The following is a 17,527-nucleotide window of genomic DNA, read 5'->3' as shown; positions in this document are numbered from 1 at the left end:
TCCGTAGTGACTCAAAAAGCGCTCATCGCAGTGACGGAACATCCTGGCGGCTACGGCTGAAAGCAAGGCAAGGACATTCCTGTATTCAGGGAGCCTCAGCTGCCGATTCGGCAAGGCCGACGTCGCACGTCTCGACGCGATTGCGCCCGCCGTGCTTCGCACGATACAGCGCGGCATCGGCCCGTGCTGACGCCGCCGAGAGATCGGCCTCTCCATGCTGGTACGTCGCCATCCCGATGCTCACCGTTACGGCGATGATCTGTCCGTCGCGGGTGACGATTGGCGTGCTAGCCACGGCTAGGCGGATACGCTCTGCAATCGCTCGCGCCTGTTCGGGCGAAGCGTCTTGCAGGATGGCCGCGAATTCCTCGCCACCTACTCGCGCCGGCAAGTCCTGGCCACGAAGCGCCGCGTTGAACCGCTCTGCCACGACCTCCAGCACGCGGTCGCCCGCTGCGTGCCCCCACGTGTCGTTGACCCGCTTGAAGTGGTCAAGGTCCATTGCGAGGACGGTCAGCGGACTCTGACCTTGCTGCGCGTGGGCCACCGCGAGCCTGGATACACGGTCGAAATGGCGCCGGTTGGGGAGTTTTGTCAGCGCGTCGACTTCCGCTTCGGTACGCAGTTGCCGGATCTGTTCGCATTGATGGCTGACATCGACCAGGGTGACCAGGACGAGTCCTTTATCTTCGGACCGGCTGGGGTAACCGTGAAGAGGCGTACACCGCACGATCATGTGGACGGATCCCGCACGCGTGCACATGACAACGGGTTCGTTGATGACCTTCGCGCCCATGTTGTTCCGATTCTCCGGATCGGCGAACAGGGCCGAAAAGGATTTGCCGACGGTGGCCCGCGCGCCAAACATGCTTTCGAGCACCTCGTTGGTCTGCGCGATCTTCCCGGTCCCGAGGTCCACCAGTGCAATCGGGGTTGGGATGTTGCTGATAATCGTCGACACGAACCCGGCCCATGTTTCGACCTGTTTGTGCAGCCGGTTTTCGCGACGCACCAAAACGATTCCCGCAAGCAGCAGCGCGAATTCGATCGCCATACTTGCCACGTTGATATACACGCCTTGCAACCAGGGAAGCCGGTACTCGTCGACCGCAAAGCCAAGATCAAGCGTCCAGCTGTCGCCGGCGGTGCCGATGGGAATAATGCGGGTAGTCGCGAGACGCTCGCGCTTATCCAGCGGAGAAAGCGTGTAATACGTCGAGGGCGTGGGACCCTTGCGCTTCAATTCCTGGCCGTGGAAAACCGATCCTGTTTCGATGACGGGAATTAAGGGGTAGCGGGCAATGACCCTGTCATCGTGATTGAGCAATAGGGCAGCGCTACCCGGATCGAATGCGATGCCCCTCATCATCTTCTGGTCGACGGGCACGATCATGGCGATGCGCGCGTTGACCGCACCCGCTTCGCTGCGATGGTCTCTCAGGAAGAGCAAGCCCCAACGGGAGTCATGGTATATGGGTCGTACGTTGGTGGAAGATTCGGCGGTCACGTCGCCGGGTAACGCCCCGAACCACGCCCTGGGATGATTGGTCACCGAGGTCGAGGTCGCAAACGTCTGGCCGCCCTTATCAAATACAGCGATAGTCACATCGCCCAGCGTCTCCTTGCTCAGCAACGCTATTCCCTGGAGTTCCCTGTCGCTGAGCGTCCCTCTATCGATGGCATCGCCGACCAGCGACAAAGTCTCGTCAACCATCTCGGCGCGGTCCTGAACGCGCAGAGCGATTGATGAGGCCAGCGCGTCGAGCCGGTGACCGGTTCGTTCATTGAGGGCACTGAAATCGTGGCACGTCTGCCAGATGGTCATGACCAGATTCAGCATCACCATGAGGGCGATCGCGGGCAAGGCCCATTTTAGCCGTGACGTACTGGCAGGACGGGTTAGCAGGGTAGAGGCCTGCCGTTCGGCAGGACTGGCGGGTGAACTCATGATTGTTCGTATTGCATATTAATTGCGAGGCGCGGTAGATATTGTCAACATACGCGTCGCATGCCGGGATGGTTTGCACGACGACATCGGTAACGCTGATAGTGAAACTCCATGCGATTGGCTTAAGGCGCCGTTGCCATCCTTCGGGCGCTGCAGGATTCATTCGGATCGCGCCATGACCCCAGCTAACCTGCGCGATACCTGAACATCTATTCGGTTGTGATCAGGTGAGCATGCCTAGTAATTGCCAGAAATCAGTTTCTCTGCATAGAAGAGTAGTAACTGCGTGTCCTGCCAGTAGGTACATGGCAGGCCCATTTCCCTGGCCATTTCGCGAGCTACCAGCCGGTATTTAAGCTTAAGCGCCGTGGCGCTCATTTCATCTCTCCGTTAGCCCCGCACATCCGATATAAACAGCATTACGTACTCGCTGCATCTCGCGTCTGACCGGTTTTGGCTCCGCGTCGTCTGCAACGAACGTTGTGTCGTTTCATAATCCGACAACGACGATAGTAGTTTGCTTTAGCTCGTATATAACCGGGTAGAACCAGAGTAAATGTTCGCTGAATGGGCAAACGTTCACGGATGGCGCCGGAGCGGCAGATGTGGCTGCTTGTCGCAGACAAATGATCTGGAACTAAAGGCCCTCTTGATTATCGCGGCAACGCTTGTTCGGGCTCAAATCCGGCATGGCAGTAAAGGCGCCGCGGTCTCGGCGAATAGAGGTAGCCACCAGCGGCCCGCAATGCTGAATGCATATTTCTGGTGATAAGCGCGTTGGCGATACGATCTCCATTCCCGTACGCAAACCTCGAGGCACCGGCTAGGCTTTTATTGATTTGCTTTTTAATTCATTAATCTGACGAAATCGGCGAGTGAGGTAAATGCACCGCGCGAAATCTTTTATTGGATAAACGGTGAATATGCGCGTCGCTGGTTTTCCACATGCAGATTGAATATTGTTTAATAGTAAAAATGCATTGCAATACTCTAACCATTATATTTATTACCAATTCTTTCGGACCGGTAAAAAGCGCTAATAGTATAGAAAGGTTAGCCACCGTACTCGTTAAAGAGTGGTTGCGCAGTGCGCCGATCGGCATTGCGTTTAACCGAGGGGCGCTGCTTTATGCGGCGATCATAAAAACGCGGTCCCGGTATGCGGCGCATCTGCCGCCCCGGATTTACCCTGGAAGAGACAAAAAATGCGCACCGGCACAGACGATCTACCGAGCGTTGCCCGGAGAATGCTCGCGGGCAGGATGCTGACTGAAGGGGCAACGATTAGCGCCGTCGCGGACGCCTTGCATTTATCGGCGTTTACGGTGCGGCGCTATAAGAGCATTGTCGATGACGGCGGTCTTAATGCGCTACGGTGCATCAGCATCGGTGGACGTACGTCATTACTCGACAACTCGGCGCGAGAATGGATCGCGCAGGCATTACGAGGCTCCGCCAAAGACCATGGCTTCCCGAGCGAAGCATGGACCAACGGACGTCTGAGAGAACTCATCGGTGCGCGTTTCGGCGTGCACTATTCGCGTGTCTATGTCTGGCAGATCGTGACCGACCTTGGGCTCGCACACCGGCTGTCGAAATCCGCGCGCTGATACGTCAAGTCGATGCGTTGTGATCAGGCGCGCTCAACTCGGTGGTGACGTTAAGCGCGCCTGCGACCCACCGTACTTGGAACGGCGGACGGAGAGGGCGGTGAAGGAGACCGGTGGCGTGGGCGAATCCGGTTCTTCGCGTCAGAACAAGCCTGGGAACGGCGAGACAAACGCGGCCACGGCCTGGTTTGTCGTTTTCGTCCGCCGCTTTGCAGCGGACCTTACCGCTTCACTGTCTGCTCCACCGACTCGGCGGGCGTCATCCCGCCCAACGCCTGAAACAGAGCCGCCGTATCCGCGAGGCGATCGGCCTGCGCGCGCGTCCTGTCGATGGCCGTCTGTAACACCTGTCGCTGCGAGTCGATCAGGCCGAACTGACTGACGCCGCCGGCCGCATATTGCGCCTGAGCGATCTGCACGCTCGCCTGCGCTTCCGAGGCCGCATCCTCACGCGCCTGCAATTCGCGCGCGTCGTCGTTCAATGCGTGCAGCGTATCGGCGACCTGCTGGAGCGCTTGCAGCACAGTTTGCCGATACGATGCGAACGCGGCGTCATAAGCGGCCTGCGCGGCGCGCTTCTTCGCGCGCAGTTCACCGCCATGAAAGAGCGGTTGCGTCAGATTCAGGCCGATATTCCAGATGTTCAGGCCATTGACGACATCCTCGATGCGCGTGCGCTGCGAACCGATACCCGCTGATACCACAAACTGCGGATAGAGGTTCGCCGTCGCGACGCCGACATTCGCGCTCGCCTGATGCAGCAGCGCCTCCGATGCACGGATGTCGGGGCGTTCACGAGCGAGCGTCGACGGCAGCGTGACGGGCACGGTATCGGGTAGATGCAGCGCGTCGAGCGTGACGTCGCTGAAGTCCGCTTTCGATGGCTCGACGCCGAGCAGTATCGCAAACTGATGATCGGCCTGCGATAGTTGCGTCGTCAGCGGCGGCAATTGTGCCCGGGTCTGCGCGAGCAGCGTTCGCTGCGTGCGCACGTCGAGTTGCGCGACGCCGCCCGCCGCATGGCGTCCTTCGATGATCGCCAGTTGCCGCGCCTGCGCGTCGGCGAGTTGCTGCGTCAGCGCAAGCTGCTGTTGCAGCGACGCGCGCCGGATCGCGATAGAGACGACATTGCCCGCCAACGTGAGGCGCCCGGCGTCGAGTTCGTAGGTCTGGTAATCGACTTGTGCAAGCAGTGCTTCGAGCGCGCGCCGGTTGCCGCCAAACACATCGAGCGCATACGAAACGCTCACCGACGCATTGAGCAGTGTGAACGGCCCCGGGTTCGGCACGTTCGGAACGCCGAACGCGGCGGGATTGACCTTCTGCCGCGTACCCGAGAGCTTCGCGTCGATGGCGGGGAACGCTGTCGCGCCCGCTTGCGCGACATAGTTTTCGCGCGCTTCAATGAGTTTCGCGCGAGCTTCGGCGAGCGTCGGGCTCTGTTGCAGTGCCGTGTCGACCAGACGGTTCAACGCGTCGGAGCGAAACTGTGTCCACCACGCCGGCAGCGCATTGTCCGCAGCGGCAAGCGTTTGCGTGGCGCCTGCGGCGTGCGTCGTGGCGGGCAAGGTTTCGCGCGTGTAAGACGACGCGTCGGGCGCAGCGGGCGAGCGAAATTCGGGGCCCACCGCGCAGCCGCATAGAATGAATGCGAACAGCGGAACGAAGCGTTTCATCGTCACTCCCTTCTAATCCAGCGTGCGCCGGTAGAAGCGCACGGCAACGGCCATGACGACGACGGTAAAGATCGCGACGGGCCACACCGATGGCCACAGGTCCACCCAGCCGTTGCCCTTCAGAAGTATGCCGCGTACGAGCCGGTTGAAGTAGGTGAGCGGCAGCAGGTTGCCGATCCATTGTGCCCAGACAGGCATGCCCGCGAACGGAAACATGAAGCCCGACAGCAACAGGCTCGGCAGAAAATAGAAGATGGTGAGCTGCATCGCCTGCAGCTGGTTCTGCGCGATCGACGACAACGTGATGCCGACAGTCAGGTTCGCCGCGATGAAAAGCAGCGCGGCGATATACAGGGCGATCAGACTGCCGACGAACGGCACCTGGAAGACGTAGCGCCGCGCCCAGAATGATCGACGACTGCACGAGCCCGATCGCGATATACGGCACCAGCTTTCCCGCGATCACCTCGAGCGGCAGCACGGGGGTGGCGAGCAGATTCTCCATCGTGCCGCGCTCACGTTCGCGCGTCATCGCGAGGCCCGTCATCATCACCATCGTCAGCGTCAGGATCGTGCCCATCAGACCCGGCACGACGTTGTATTGCGTAATGCCCTCGGGGTTGTACAACTTGTGGATCTGCACGTCGAAAGCGGCCGGCGTGCCATTCAGATGCGCAAGCGGTCCCGTGATGTCCTTGTCTGCGACCGCCTGCGCGATGCCCGGCAGCGCGGCGAGCGGCGCCTGCGTCGCGGTCGGATCGGTCGCGTCGGCTTCGACGAGCAGCGCGGGCCGTTCGCCGCGCAATAGCCGCCGCGAAAAATCGACGGGAATCGACACGACGAACGTTACGTCACCGCGCGCGAGCGCGCGGCGTCCCGCTTCGTCGTCGGGCAGGGTCTCGACGATATGAAAGTACTCGGAGTTCTTCATCGCGGCGATAAAGCTGCGCGAGAACGGGCTTTGATCGCTGATCACGACGGCGGTGCGCAAGTGCTTTGGATCAGTGTTGATCGCGAAGCCGAACAGCGCGAGCTGAACGATCGGCAAGCCGACGATCATGCCGAATGTGATGCGGTCCCGGCGCAACTGGATGAACTCCTTGAGGACAATGCCCCACCAGCGCTCAACGGAAAAAAATCGGGAAAAGAACCGATTCACAATGGTTTCCCGTAGTTGTCGGTCGAGCGGCTCATCATGTAGATAAAGACGTCTTCGAGCCCGGTTTCGATCGGCTCGGTCCGCACAGGCAGGCCGGAGGTCACCTCTCTGATTGCTTGTTCGAGCGCGGCGTGATCGTGGCCGCTCGCGTGCAGTGCAGAGCCAAACACGACGGTCTGATCTACCCCGGGCGTCTTGCGTAGCTGTTCGGACAGATCGGTCAGACGGTTGCCGTGTATTGACCACGTGGCGAGCGCCTGCGAATCGATGACCTGCTGCGCGGTGCCCTGCGCGAGCAGCTTGCCGTATGCGATGTACGCGAGCTTGTGGCAGCGCTCCGCTTCGTCCATGTAGTGCGTGCTGACCAGCACCGAAATGCCTTGCGCCGCGAGCCGATGCAGCTCTTCCCAGAAGTCGCGGCGCGCGGTGGGATCGACGCCCGCTGTCGGCTCGTCGAGCAGCAGCAGCTTCGGCTCGTGCAGCATGCACGCGGCGAGCGCGAGCCGCTGCTTCCAGCCACCCGACAACGCGCCCGTCATCTGGCCCGCGCGCGTCTGCAATCCGAGATTCTCGAGCGCGCGTTCCACCTTCTCCTTGCGGTCGCGCATCTGATAGATGCGCGCGACGAAATCGAGGTTCTCGCGGATCGTCATGTCTTCCCAGTACGAGAAGCGCTGCGTCATATAGCCGACGTTGCGCTTGATCTGCACGCTGTCTCGCACGATGTCGTAGCCGAGGCAGGTGCCGCTGCCGGAATCCGGCGTGAGCAGGCCGCACATCAGGCGGATCGACGTCGTCTTGCCGCTGCCGTTCGGCCCGAGGAAGCCGAAGATCTCGCCACGCGAGACCTGCAGCGAGACGTCGTTGACCACGTGCCTGTCGCCGAAATGCTTGTTGAGGTGGTGCACGTCGATTGCGAGCGGGCTTTCCGGCGAACCATCCGGCGTGTCTTGCGGCTTGCCGCCGCGTGAGGTGTTTCGCGTAGTCATTGCAGCGTCACCGAGACCGGCTGGCCGGGATGCAAGCGCGGCGCGTCGTCGACGGAAGGATGCGCTTCGATCATGAACACGAGCTTCGCGCGGCTCTCGTTGCTGTAGATGACGGGCGGCGTGTATTCCGCCGAGACTGATAGGTAAGTGATCTTCGCCTTCACGTCCGACGCGCAGCCATCGCAATGAATCGTCAGCGAGCGGCCCGGCGCGAGCGAGCCGACGGCCGTCTCCGGCACGAAAAAGCGCACCTTGATGTTTTGCGGCGGCAGCATCTGCACGACGGGACTGCCCGCCTGCACCCATTCGCCGACCCGGAACAGCGTGTCGTAGACGCGCCCGTTGGCGGGCGCGTTCACGCGCTTCTGGTCGAGCCTCCATTGCGCCTGAGCGACTGCGGCCTGCGCCGCTTCGACCTGCGCGGCCTGCGCGAGCAACTGTTGCGAACGGCCCGGCAAGCGGGCGACGTCGACCTCGTGCGTGAGTTCACGCACCTGCGCGTTGGCGGCATCGGCGGCGGCGCGCGAATCGTCGAGCTGCCCCTTGGGAATGCCGCCCACGCGATACTGCATCTCGTCGCGCGTTAGTTGCTGCGCGGCCTTGCGTGCATTCGCAACGGCCTGTGCAAGCTGCGCCTTCGTCACGTCGATTTCGGGCGGGCGCTTGCCCGTCCGGATGTCCGCGAGTTGCGCGCGGGCAGCGGCAAGCTGTTGCTGAGCCTGTTGCAGCGCCGCTGCTTCATAGACCGATTCGAGCGCGAACACGGGCGCATTCGCCGTGATTTCCTGGCCGCGCGCGACGTCAAGTTGCTCCAGCTTGCCCGATTGCGACGAACTGAGATACACGAATTCGCCTTCGACATAGCCTTGCCACGTAGGAGCGGCGCGGTCGGAGCATGCGCCGAGCGCGCCGCATGCGACGAGCGGGATGGCGAGCCGCATGGCGTACGCCAGGAAACGGGAGCGCTTCATGAACTGGGCCTTGTGCGTGAGCGGCGCGTGGTCTTGCGCGCCGCCGGCGGATTCATGCCGCCCAGCAGTAGCGCCGTGACGTGCCGCCGCAACGTGTCGCGCTCGACCGGTTCGAAGCCGCGGATGCTGTTCCACAACGTGGCGGACGCCTGCGGCAGCATCACGAGCGCGATGATCGAGTTGAACATCAGAAGCGGATCGAGTTCGGGATTCACCGCGTCCGCGTGCTGCGCGTCCCTGATGCGGGTGCCGAAACGCTTGATGTTGTCGAACGGGATGCGCGTGATCATCCTGTCGCGCAGCATGCCTCCTTCGTTGACGACTTCGCGCAGCCACAGCGGCGCAAGCCAAGGCATGCGGCCCGTCACGTCGAACAGCCGCGCGACGAACTCGCCGACCATAACGAACGGGTCGTCGTTCGACTCGTCCCCGGCGGCGCTCCACACAAATCCTACCGATGGCGCAAGCCGTTCGTCGACAATTGCATCGAGGAGCGTCTCGCGATTGGTGAAGTAGTAATGCACGAGCGCGGACGTAACACCCGCGCCCGCGGCGATCTGCGCGACGGTGGTGGCCGCGATGCCGCGCTCGGAGAAGAGGCGCGTGGCGTTGTCGAGCAGATGCTCGCGGACGTCGAAATTCTCGACGACAGGGCGGCGGCCGCGCGGCTTGGCGAAGGGACGTTTCCTGTTCACCGGCCGCAGTCTAATTGTCGAGTTAGTTAAATTCAAGCGGGGTATACCGCAGGTGCGACAAGCTGGGTGACCATCGGAGATCTGGCGGCCACCGAGACTGGCTGGCCGACGCCGCGGACAACCCGGGCACGAACATCACCGTACTCGCGCGTTACCAGGTGTATTTCGTGCCGACGCGGGCAGTGTAGTCGTGACAGCTTTGCTCGCCCGATGTCCCGGCTACGTTGGCCCAGCCGGTCCAGTCCTTGCCGAGGTCCGTGTTAAGTCCCAGCTTCACCTCATACCGGTTGGCGGGATAGAGACTGCCAATCGGTAACGGGTCGAATGAGACGCTGCTATTGGCGGTCGTATGCCACCCGTTCAGCGTGACATAAGGTCGCACCTTGCGACCATCGTCGCGAATGAACGTCCGGTCGGGCCGCACGCCCAGTCGCGTAATCACGCCGTTTGAGTTCGCACCGGTAACATTGGTGCCATTCTGCTCGATGCCCGCTCCGACATTAAAATTTGCTTCCAAATTATTGAAATATTTATTCTCTGGTCCTTACAAATTATTATTTTGCACTATGAAATAATTTTGTCACTCGACGATACCTGAGGTCGTTTTCCTTTTTGATCAATGAAAGTGGCCATCGGGTCATACACGACCTGCATTATTGAGCGTAGATTTCATCGACACGGACGATGCATGTGACATCGATAAGCGGAATTTGTATTCGAAGAGCACATGTTTTGTTGACCGTCGATGAATGCGAGTGAGGTCGTCTGGTCGTCGCTCGCAGGAGTCGCACGTTGCCGCGACGCATGACGTCAGTGAATGGCTTTGTAGGCAGCCAGCACTAGTCCCGAACGTTGCACGCAAACGCGTTGCACTGGTTTCTGACAGGAGGTAGATCGCAGTGGGTGATCGCTACGAGCATATCCGGAACGGTACACCGATGTGCTGTGATCAATGGATTGAAGAGATGTCGTTAATAGGCCTGCAATACCGGTTCAATTCTCCTCATGCTGGTGCATCAAGGCTCCAAGATGCGTACGTCGGCCAGATCATTATCGTGAACCTCGATATCGCCTGGCAAACGGCCACGCCAATCCCGAACCGCTGGAACGACGGATCTCTGATCGTGCAAGTCGTGAGGGACGGCACGAGATGGATGGAGCAGCGGGGTGAACAGGGGATGAAATGCAGCTGCGGCGACGTGGCTGTGGTCGATCCACTGTACTGGTACAAGGCGACAGTCCACGCACAGACATCCATGTCGATATTGCGCATTCCGAGGTCGGCATTGCGGGAGCGCGGACTGCACGGCGAGTTTCCCGTGATCTGTTGTCCAGATCCGGCGAATCCCGACGTCCGTGCGGTACGCGACTTCATTCTGTACATGACCTCGCAGGCAGGCAAGGCAAGCAACGCAATGCTTGTCCAGCTTTCTGAGCAGTGCATGGATCTGGCGGATGTGCTGGTCAGCGACCGTAGCCGCCCCGCTCCGAAGCGCTCGAACGCCGTGACAGTGCTGCGTGCGAAACAGCTGATTGCGCGCCGCATTGGTGACCACGATCTGTGCGTCGCGAGTATCGCTGCCGAGCTGAACATGACGCCCCGTAACCTCACGTTCGTCTTGCAAGCGGGTGGGTTGTCACCGATGCGCTATGTGTGGTCGGTGCGCCTTGAGCATGCGGCGCGGTTGCTCGTCGGCGCGTCGCGAGGGGACATTAAGACCCTTGCACATCAGTGCGGGTTTGCGAGCCCTGCCCACTTCGCCCGCGTGTTCAAGGCACGCTATGACATGACGCCCCGTGACTATATGGAAAGCCACAAGACGGCGCGCCGCGACGCGGTGAACAGATGCAGCTGCGCGACATGCCAGGCACTGAAAAGTCGTGAACAGCCAAATCGCTGAGGGTGCATGCGAGCGGCGATATTTTAAGCACGCGACCTACCTGCGATCGGTGCCGCGCGCATCAGTCGCGCGGTCGTTTCGACAAGCATTGCGCGGTTTTGCGCCGACTGCTTACCCGTTAACCTTAACTACGTGTGCGATCTAACCTCAGAAAATCTGACAGGGCTTTCATATGCCGCATCGTGTGCCGGCATACAGCTCGATCGTGCTGCCGTTCGGGCGGCGCTTGCGCCGGGCAAGCCGCAGGCCCGTTGCGATGCGCCGGCCAGCAATGTCGATGTTTTGAGTAAGCCAAGAATACCCATGGATCTGAAATTGAAGGGCAAGCGAGCGCTTGTTACGGGCTCGACAGCGGGACTCGGCGAGGCAATTGCCTGTCTGCTGGCCTCTGAGGGCGCGACGGTGATCGTGCACGGACGCGACCAGGGGCGGGCGACGGCCGTCGCGGAAGCAATCATCGCGGCGGGCGGCGCAGCCGACATCGCGCCAGGCGATCTGGCTACCGGTGCAGGCGCCGATACCGTAGCGGCAAAGGCCCGGCAAGGCGGCGCAATCGATATTCTTGTCAACCATGCGGGCGATTATCACCACCTGAGATGGACGACAGCCTCGGCCAGCAGCTGGATCAAAACGTATCAGGCTAACGTTTTATCAGCGGTGCGAATGATTAAGCGGTTCGTCCCTGCCATGCGCGAGCGTGGCTGGGGACGCGTCATTCAGATTGGCGCGGGCAGCCCGGTCCGTCCAGGTCCCATCTACCCGGACAGCTGCGCAGCAGTCGCCGCGCGGCACAACGTTGCTGTTTCGCTAGCGCTTGATTTGAAGAACACTGGCGTGACATCGAATATCGTGGCGCCGGGTGCAATTCTGGTTCCAGGATCCAAGGAACTTCTGGAAGAAGTCGCCCCGCAATATGGACGGGGCGACGCGCGGGACGAGATCGAGGTCGGTTGCGCGCGTGACATGGTCCCCAATGATGTGGGCCGTCTCGGACGCCCTGAAGAAGTCGCCGCAGCCGTCGCCTATTTGTCGAGTGTGCATGCCGACTACGTGACCGGAGCCACCATATGGGTGGACGGCGGCCCGGCCCGTTCGGCCTTTTGATTCAGATGCCGAAGTCGGTCTTACGAAGCCCGCTCGCGGCATTGAGGCGTGAGGCACAGAACAGGCTTTAGACAATTGATGGGTTCTGTCGCATTAGCGCGATTGGGTAGGATTGAGAAGACCGAACATGTGAACGAACCCGATGGCAGAGACGACGAAAACACCGCGCAGGACGCTGCCGGCCGGGATTGGGAAGGCGCGTTGAAGGGGCTGCACTATCGGCTGAAGGTGATCCTGCTGTCGGTGCACTGGTACGCGGCGTATTCGCTGAGCCTGCGTAACCTTGAAGAGATGATGGCCGGGCGTGGCGCACAGTGGAAGTACCTGTACCGGGCGGTGGACCGGGACGGCAACACGGTCGATTTCCTGCTGCGTGCGCATCGCGACCAGGCCGCGGTGCGGCGCTTCTTCGAGCGGGCCATCAGGCTCAACGGCGAACCCCATACCATCACGATTGACAGGAGCGGCGCGAATCTGGCCGCGCTGCAATCGCTCAACGGATTGCGGACGAAGCGTGGACTGGGCGAATGATGCTCATCGCAGCGCAGAAGCGCCGCTACGGCTGCCATCGAATTCACGTGCATCGCGCGAGGGCTGGCTGGCCAACCACAAGCTCGTCTGGCGGCTCTACAGCAACGCAGGGCTTAGCGGTTCGTAAGCGGCGTGCAAGCGTATTGCGGCTGTCCGAACGTACGCCGCCGCCGTTACCAACCGGCCCGAATCAGCGCTGGTCGATGGACTTCGTTTCCGACAGGCTAGCCTATGGTCGGCGGTTTCGATGCTTGAACGTGGTCGACGATTACACGCGCGAATGCCAGGCCATCGAGGTTGACAGCTCGCTTCCGGGGTTACAGGTCAAGCAAGTGCTTGAACGGCTGAAGGAGATGCGAGACTTGCCCGCGTCTATTACAGTGGACAACGGACCGGAGTTCGCTGGTAAAGCGTTGGACGCATGGGACTACGAAGCAGGCGTCACGCTGTCGTTCATTCGTTCATTCGGCCTGGCAAGCCCGAGGAAAATGCTTATATCGGGAGTTTCAACGGGTGGTTCCGCGATGAATGCCTGAACGAGCACTGGTTCGTCTCGATGCGTCACGCCAAGCGGCTCATTGAGGACTGGCGTATCGAGTACAACACCGAGCGGCCTCACAGCTCGCTCGGCTATCTTGCACCCGAGCAGTTCGCCCGGGTGCATGAAGCAACCCCGCAGTCTTTAGCCTCGGACTCTAGCTGCAGTCCGGACTAAAACCGGGGGCAGGTCAGGCTGGTCTCGGAGCAACTTAGGCGCGGCGCCTATCTGCTTATGCTGCTATCGTAGACACTGCAGCGAGAAGAGCCCACTCAGTTGTAGTCCCATACGCTGACTGAAGTGCCGTGTGTTTTTTCCTCTTTGCCTTGGCGACAATTTTTTGAATGTTGCTTACCTGCGCTGGCTCCGTTGGACTTTGCGCTACTCGCCTTGCTAGCAATCGTGCTCGCATCACCGTCCCTCTTTTCTGTCGAACAGGTAATGGCGTAAGCCGGAATATTACAAAGCATCGTTACAAACGTGATTAGAGGGACGGTAGTAAGATTTATCTTCATTGTTTCGAAATCCCAATGATAAGAATGGAGGAAAGGTTACCTGTCGGGGACAGACTCTCCGTTGAGCAGAAAAAGTGCTTCAGCGGTATGGAAAAGCCCCACGAGGGTCATGAATCAAGCAGCGGAGGCGGTCTTCGAAAAGGTGAGATCGGCATAGCTCTAGGGCTGCGCCTGCTACGTAACGCGTGGGGCAGAAAACCGGTCGACGGACGGCTTGGATGCGGGGTTTCGTGCTTCCGGATGGTATTTCCGTGAGTAAACTCGAGTTATGTTCCTATACATAAACAAACAACGCTCCAATGGTTGAGATTAACTTAGTGAATCTTTGTCAACGCGATTTGATAAGATTTCCTATTCATAAAAATATGCGCGTCGGAACAACCACCTACGGCGGCCACGTTGGCAGATTGTGTGCTTGCAATCATCGGGTGCCTTGAAAAAGAAAGGGGGAAAGTTTTTTTCATCGTGCAAATATGTCTTCAACTTTGTAGCACCGTAACACGCCCACCATTAGGTCCTGCGGCGGGGCTGACCTTTCCGCGTGAACAAAGCTAATTTGGCTATGCCGTTTCCCACCACGGGAAGACTCGAATACGCATGCAGTATTCAGCCGAAGGCATCTACCGCCGCGCTGATCGCTAGGCATGCGCGAGCCTGCCGTAAATGAACTCGCCGCCCTTTGAAGACCGTCGCTCGCGGGTAAATTGCCTCTCCTGCTACATGCAGGGCCCGCTGACCAAATATACCGTTAGTATCCGCAAATCACGTACGACCAGATGGTCATTTGTGTTGACTGGATAGGAAAGCGACATCAGATTTCGTCACCGCATCCGATCGAATGCGATTTCTCATCTTTAAGTGAATTGCGGCGTTGTACAGTACTATCTAACATAGGTAACCGAATCATTTATAGAACTAAGCAAGATATTTTTAAAGTTTAATAAGATTTTATTAAACATAGAGTAATGTGTTTTTAAGGGCCGCGCAGATGAGGGCCAGTTCGCGTCGGGCGCAGGTCAGCAAGGTTCCGTCTTGCACTACTAGTGGAATGGCCGTGGTTCGAAACAGAGCACGACGTCCCGCGAATGTTTGCCGGACCAGCTACGTTCGAAGTCGCAACATTGCTAGCAGACACACTGCATAACGTTTCGAAAGGGAAATGAACGGTTGTGAGCGATTGTCTTTACGAGAACATTTGGAATGGCGCGCCGATGTGCCGCGACGCCTGGATTGAGGCAATGTCAAGGCAAGGCTTGTGGTGCCGATTCGATTCCTCAGGAGGTAGGTCCACGAAGTACACCGCTCGCGCTGGCGGAACCGAAATCGCGAAGGTTGATTCGATGTGGCAGACGGTTTCGCCGTTCACGCACGCCCACCGTTGGAACGACGAACACGTGTACGTGAAGATAGTGACAGGTGGCACGTACTCGATCAAACACCGGGGGGAAGTGATGAGTCTTCGACCCGGGGAGATCGCCGTGCTCGACCCGCTGTCCGGCTTCGACGAGTCTGTTCGCGAGTCGGCGCGTCAGTCGTTACTCTATGTCCAAAGGTCGGCATTGCGTGAGCGTGGGCTACCCGACCGCTTTCCGCTGATCTACCGTCCGGATCTGGAATCGCCGGATGTCTGTGCGCTACGTGAGTTCGTGGTCTATTTGACCTCACAGATCGGTAACGTCAGCGACGCGGTGCTCGAACGGCTTGGCAACTATTGTCTGGATCTGATGCACGCGCTGTTCGACGGCCGCGGCAGGCCTGCCCCGCGCCACACGAGTTCAACCACCGCGCTGCGTGCGACGCAAGTAATTGCACGTCGCATAGATGACCCCGATCTGAGCGTCGCAAGCATTGCCACCGAGCTAAACATGTCAATTCGAACCCTCACGCGCGCGCTGCGAGCCAACGGGATGTCGGCGATGCGATACGCGTGGTCATTACGCCTTGAGCATGCAGCGCAGCTGCTCGCCAGTGAACCTGAACGGGCGGTCCTGGAAATTGCGTACCGGTGCGGCTTTAGGGATCCGTCCCACTTTAGTCGAGAATTCAAGAAACGCTACGACATGACGCCGCGTGAGTATGCGGTAAGCCGCGAAGCGGCGCGCGAGGAGGATGCGGCGGCAGGGAAGAGGCAGTCGCTTCTTCCGTCCGAAGACGTGGACTGCATTACGCTCGACGCACAGAATCTGTCCTCGCGGAGCGAGATCTTGAGGTTCGGCCGGGATTCGTAAAATTTTCGCCAGAATTGCCTGAAGCTGCGGATTTAAAAGCTAGATCAAAGTCGATTGTCGGATCGGGCGGCGGTATCTTCCGCTGGAGGTCGAGCAAATAGGATCCGAGCCGGTTAGTGTGATCCCTGCGGTATGGCGAGAGCGTCAAGCACATCGGCGTCGACCGGATGGCGCTTCGCCTGCAACTCCTTGAGCTTCCTGGACATCCACTGCACGTTGTAGAGGACGACCATGTTTGCAACGAGCTGGTTGTACTTGATGACCTTCCGCTGCTCGTGCCGCAGGTTCTCCGCGATGACGTCCCCGCTGAACATCAGCCATTTCGCGAATTCATTGAACTGCGCACTCTTGTTTGTCGCAGTGTGCATCGTGAGGCGCCTCTCCGGGTCGTTGATGCAGCGTTCGCGAAGGCATGTCTTCAGGCGTTTTTTCAAGTGGGAGATCAGTTTCTTGCTGACCCGCGAAACGCACTTCACCAGTTTTTCAGCATCCGCTCAGAAATCCAAGCGTATTGGTTGGTGCACCATCTAGTCGAGATACTTCCGGGCGATGAACGTGAACCGGTGATTGTCGAGCGGATTCGTGAGGGCGGGGCGGTAGTTTTGGCGTGCCAAATGGCATGGAGCATTGAGCGGATGCATAAGCCGGACGCGGAGGAACGAGATTCGGTGTTTCAGCAGTTCGCGCCTGAGACGGTAGAACAATTGCCGAGTATCGCTGTCGCGCGATAGCGCAGCACCAGCCGTTCAGCCGCCAGTACGATCGTCAGGCGATGCTGGACGACCGCCTCGATGATCTTCACGCGCTCGAGCTCGTGCATGCTGATCGTGATGAATCCACGTCCGTTCATGGTCTGGCTCCGGGCTGGCTGTGATGCCGCAGCATGCGCCACGGCAGCCCAGCCCGAAGCAGGAAACCGGACATTTCTAATGAGCCAGAACCAGACATTACTTATATGGTCGCCTCCCATTTGCAAGGCGATATTGCGAGTGGCGAGGAGGGTGGTTGCGGACTTATATCCGGACTCAATCGCGGGCGTGCCCGCCGGCCCCGATGGATTTCGCCGCAAAGGTCCTAATCTAAATAGCGGACTCGAGGTCCGAGTAATGTCTCAGGCTTGCCCTTGCGCGGTCCAACCTGTCTTGCCATCGTTCAATACGCCTGTGCAACCGTGAACAGTTAAAGGCCGTGGACCGCTAGTGCTATGCCGGTGCGGCCTGGTAGGTTCGTCCATACGCAAGGAGTGCCCAGATCGTGCGGGCCATTTTGTTGGCTAGCGCGACAGCGACGACGTTCGTTGGCCGCCGGGTCAGCAGCAGGCGCAATCGCTCTGGCAAATGCTTCGAACTCGAGATAACCGATCGCGCGCCGTGGATCAGTAGCGTGCGCAAATACACGTCGCCGCGTTTGCTGATGCCACCGAGCTTTACCTTGCCTCCCGAGCTGTTCTGTCGTGGCACAAGGCCCAGATACGCAGCAAATTCCCGTCCGGAGCGGAACGTCTTTGCCTGTCCGATGACGGAGACAGCGGCTGTTGCGGTGAGCACCCCGACGCCGGGAATTTCGGAGATGCGTCTGCATGCCTCATCGTTGCGACGCCATTCGAGAATGCGCTGCTCGATCCGTGTGATCTGCTCGTCGAGCGCTCGAAGCCGCGAAAGC

15 protein-coding genes and 3 pseudogenes are annotated in these 17,527 nt (G+C 59.5%); 7 read left to right on the top strand and 11 right to left on the bottom strand.

Going from position 1 to position 17,527, the window contains the following annotated elements; genetic code table 11:
• Positions 1-85: 85 nt before the first annotated feature.
• Both HV796_RS23760 and HV796_RS43440 read right to left on the bottom strand, forming a co-directional pair.
• On the bottom strand, positions 86-1,846 hold the full coding sequence (locus HV796_RS23760; protein ID WP_175228952.1) for a diguanylate cyclase: 1,761 nt from the start codon (positions 1,844-1,846) through the stop codon (positions 86-88).
• A gap of 339 nt (positions 1,847-2,185) precedes the next feature.
• On the bottom strand, positions 2,186-2,326 hold the full coding sequence (locus HV796_RS43440; protein ID WP_217477991.1) for a hypothetical protein: 141 nt from the start codon (positions 2,324-2,326) through the stop codon (positions 2,186-2,188).
• Between the two features lie 827 nt (positions 2,327-3,153).
• Between HV796_RS43440 and HV796_RS23755 the strand changes: the two genes are divergently transcribed.
• Positions 3,154-3,558 (top strand): helix-turn-helix domain-containing protein, encoded by a 405-nt coding sequence (locus tag HV796_RS23755; protein WP_175228951.1) that lies wholly within the window; start codon positions 3,154-3,156, stop codon positions 3,556-3,558.
• Between the two features lie 221 nt (positions 3,559-3,779).
• Here HV796_RS23755 and HV796_RS23750 read toward each other — a convergent pair whose 3' ends face one another.
• From HV796_RS23750 to HV796_RS23725, 6 genes and pseudogenes are all read right to left on the bottom strand, one after another.
• Positions 3,780-5,234, bottom strand: coding sequence for an efflux transporter outer membrane subunit (locus HV796_RS23750; RefSeq protein WP_175228950.1), 1,455 nt, complete (start codon positions 5,232-5,234; stop codon positions 3,780-3,782).
• A gap of 12 nt (positions 5,235-5,246) precedes the next feature.
• Positions 5,247-6,393: pseudogene (locus HV796_RS23745) on the bottom strand (ABC transporter permease).
• Positions 6,390-7,382, bottom strand: coding sequence for an ABC transporter ATP-binding protein (locus HV796_RS23740; RefSeq protein WP_246356007.1), 993 nt, complete (start codon positions 7,380-7,382; stop codon positions 6,390-6,392). Before HV796_RS23740 ends, HV796_RS23745 begins: the two are co-directional and overlap by 4 nt.
• The gene (locus HV796_RS23735) at positions 7,379-8,353 is read right to left on the bottom strand and encodes an HlyD family secretion protein (protein WP_175228949.1); all 975 of its coding nucleotides are present in this window, start codon (positions 8,351-8,353) and stop codon (positions 7,379-7,381) included. The genes HV796_RS23740 and HV796_RS23735 overlap by 4 nt, the downstream gene beginning before the upstream one ends.
• Positions 8,350-9,048: a TetR/AcrR family transcriptional regulator gene (locus HV796_RS23730; protein WP_175228948.1), complete on the bottom strand. Its 699-nt coding sequence runs from the start codon at positions 9,046-9,048 to the stop codon at positions 8,350-8,352. The genes HV796_RS23735 and HV796_RS23730 overlap by 4 nt, the downstream gene beginning before the upstream one ends.
• 151 nt (positions 9,049-9,199) lie before the next feature.
• Positions 9,200-9,565, bottom strand: coding sequence for an autotransporter outer membrane beta-barrel domain-containing protein (locus HV796_RS23725; RefSeq protein WP_175228947.1), 366 nt, complete (start codon positions 9,563-9,565; stop codon positions 9,200-9,202).
• 448 nt (positions 9,566-10,013) lie between these two features.
• On the opposite strand from HV796_RS23725, the gene HV796_RS23720 reads away from it, so the two are divergent.
• From HV796_RS23720 to HV796_RS23695, 6 genes and pseudogenes are all read left to right on the top strand, one after another.
• Positions 10,014-10,949 (top strand): helix-turn-helix domain-containing protein, encoded by a 936-nt coding sequence (locus HV796_RS23720; RefSeq protein WP_175228946.1) that lies wholly within the window; start codon positions 10,014-10,016, stop codon positions 10,947-10,949.
• Between the two features lie 303 nt (positions 10,950-11,252).
• Positions 11,253-12,053 (top strand): SDR family NAD(P)-dependent oxidoreductase, encoded by an 801-nt coding sequence (locus tag HV796_RS23715; RefSeq protein ID WP_246356006.1) that lies wholly within the window; start codon positions 11,253-11,255, stop codon positions 12,051-12,053.
• 142 nt (positions 12,054-12,195) lie between these two features.
• Positions 12,196-12,560, top strand: a pseudogene (locus HV796_RS23710) (DDE-type integrase/transposase/recombinase); the annotation flags it as partial.
• A gap of 20 nt (positions 12,561-12,580) precedes the next feature.
• Positions 12,581-13,120: a DDE-type integrase/transposase/recombinase gene (locus HV796_RS23705; RefSeq protein ID WP_175228945.1), complete on the top strand. Its 540-nt coding sequence runs from the start codon at positions 12,581-12,583 to the stop codon at positions 13,118-13,120.
• Positions 13,006-13,299: an integrase core domain-containing protein gene (locus tag HV796_RS45865; protein WP_175228944.1), complete on the top strand. Its 294-nt coding sequence runs from the start codon at positions 13,006-13,008 to the stop codon at positions 13,297-13,299. Before HV796_RS23705 ends, HV796_RS45865 begins: the two co-directional genes overlap by 115 nt.
• 1,549 nt (positions 13,300-14,848) lie before the next feature.
• Positions 14,849-15,865: an AraC family transcriptional regulator gene (locus tag HV796_RS23695; RefSeq protein ID WP_343052972.1), complete on the top strand. Its 1,017-nt coding sequence runs from the start codon at positions 14,849-14,851 to the stop codon at positions 15,863-15,865.
• Between the two features lie 22 nt (positions 15,866-15,887).
• On the opposite strand, the pseudogene HV796_RS23690 reads toward HV796_RS23695, so the two are convergent.
• The 3 genes and pseudogenes from HV796_RS23690 to HV796_RS23680 form a co-directional block, all read right to left on the bottom strand.
• Positions 15,888-16,266: pseudogene (locus HV796_RS23690) on the bottom strand (Tn3 family transposase); the annotation flags it as partial.
• 272 nt (positions 16,267-16,538) lie between these two features.
• Entirely contained in the window at positions 16,539-16,715 is a 177-nt protein-coding gene (locus HV796_RS23685; protein WP_175228942.1) for a hypothetical protein, read from the bottom strand.
• Positions 16,716-17,067: 352 nt separating this feature from the next.
• Positions 17,068-17,527: IS110 family RNA-guided transposase (locus HV796_RS23680; protein WP_175228941.1), on the bottom strand; the 460-nt coding region annotated here is incomplete at its 5' end.

Origin of the sequence: Paraburkholderia humisilvae (assembly GCF_902859855.1) — a bacterium.
Lineage (GTDB): Bacteria > Pseudomonadota > Gammaproteobacteria > Burkholderiales > Burkholderiaceae > Paraburkholderia > Paraburkholderia humisilvae.
Note: the sequence above shows the minus strand (reverse complement) of the source record. Positions and strands in the feature narration are given on the sequence as shown.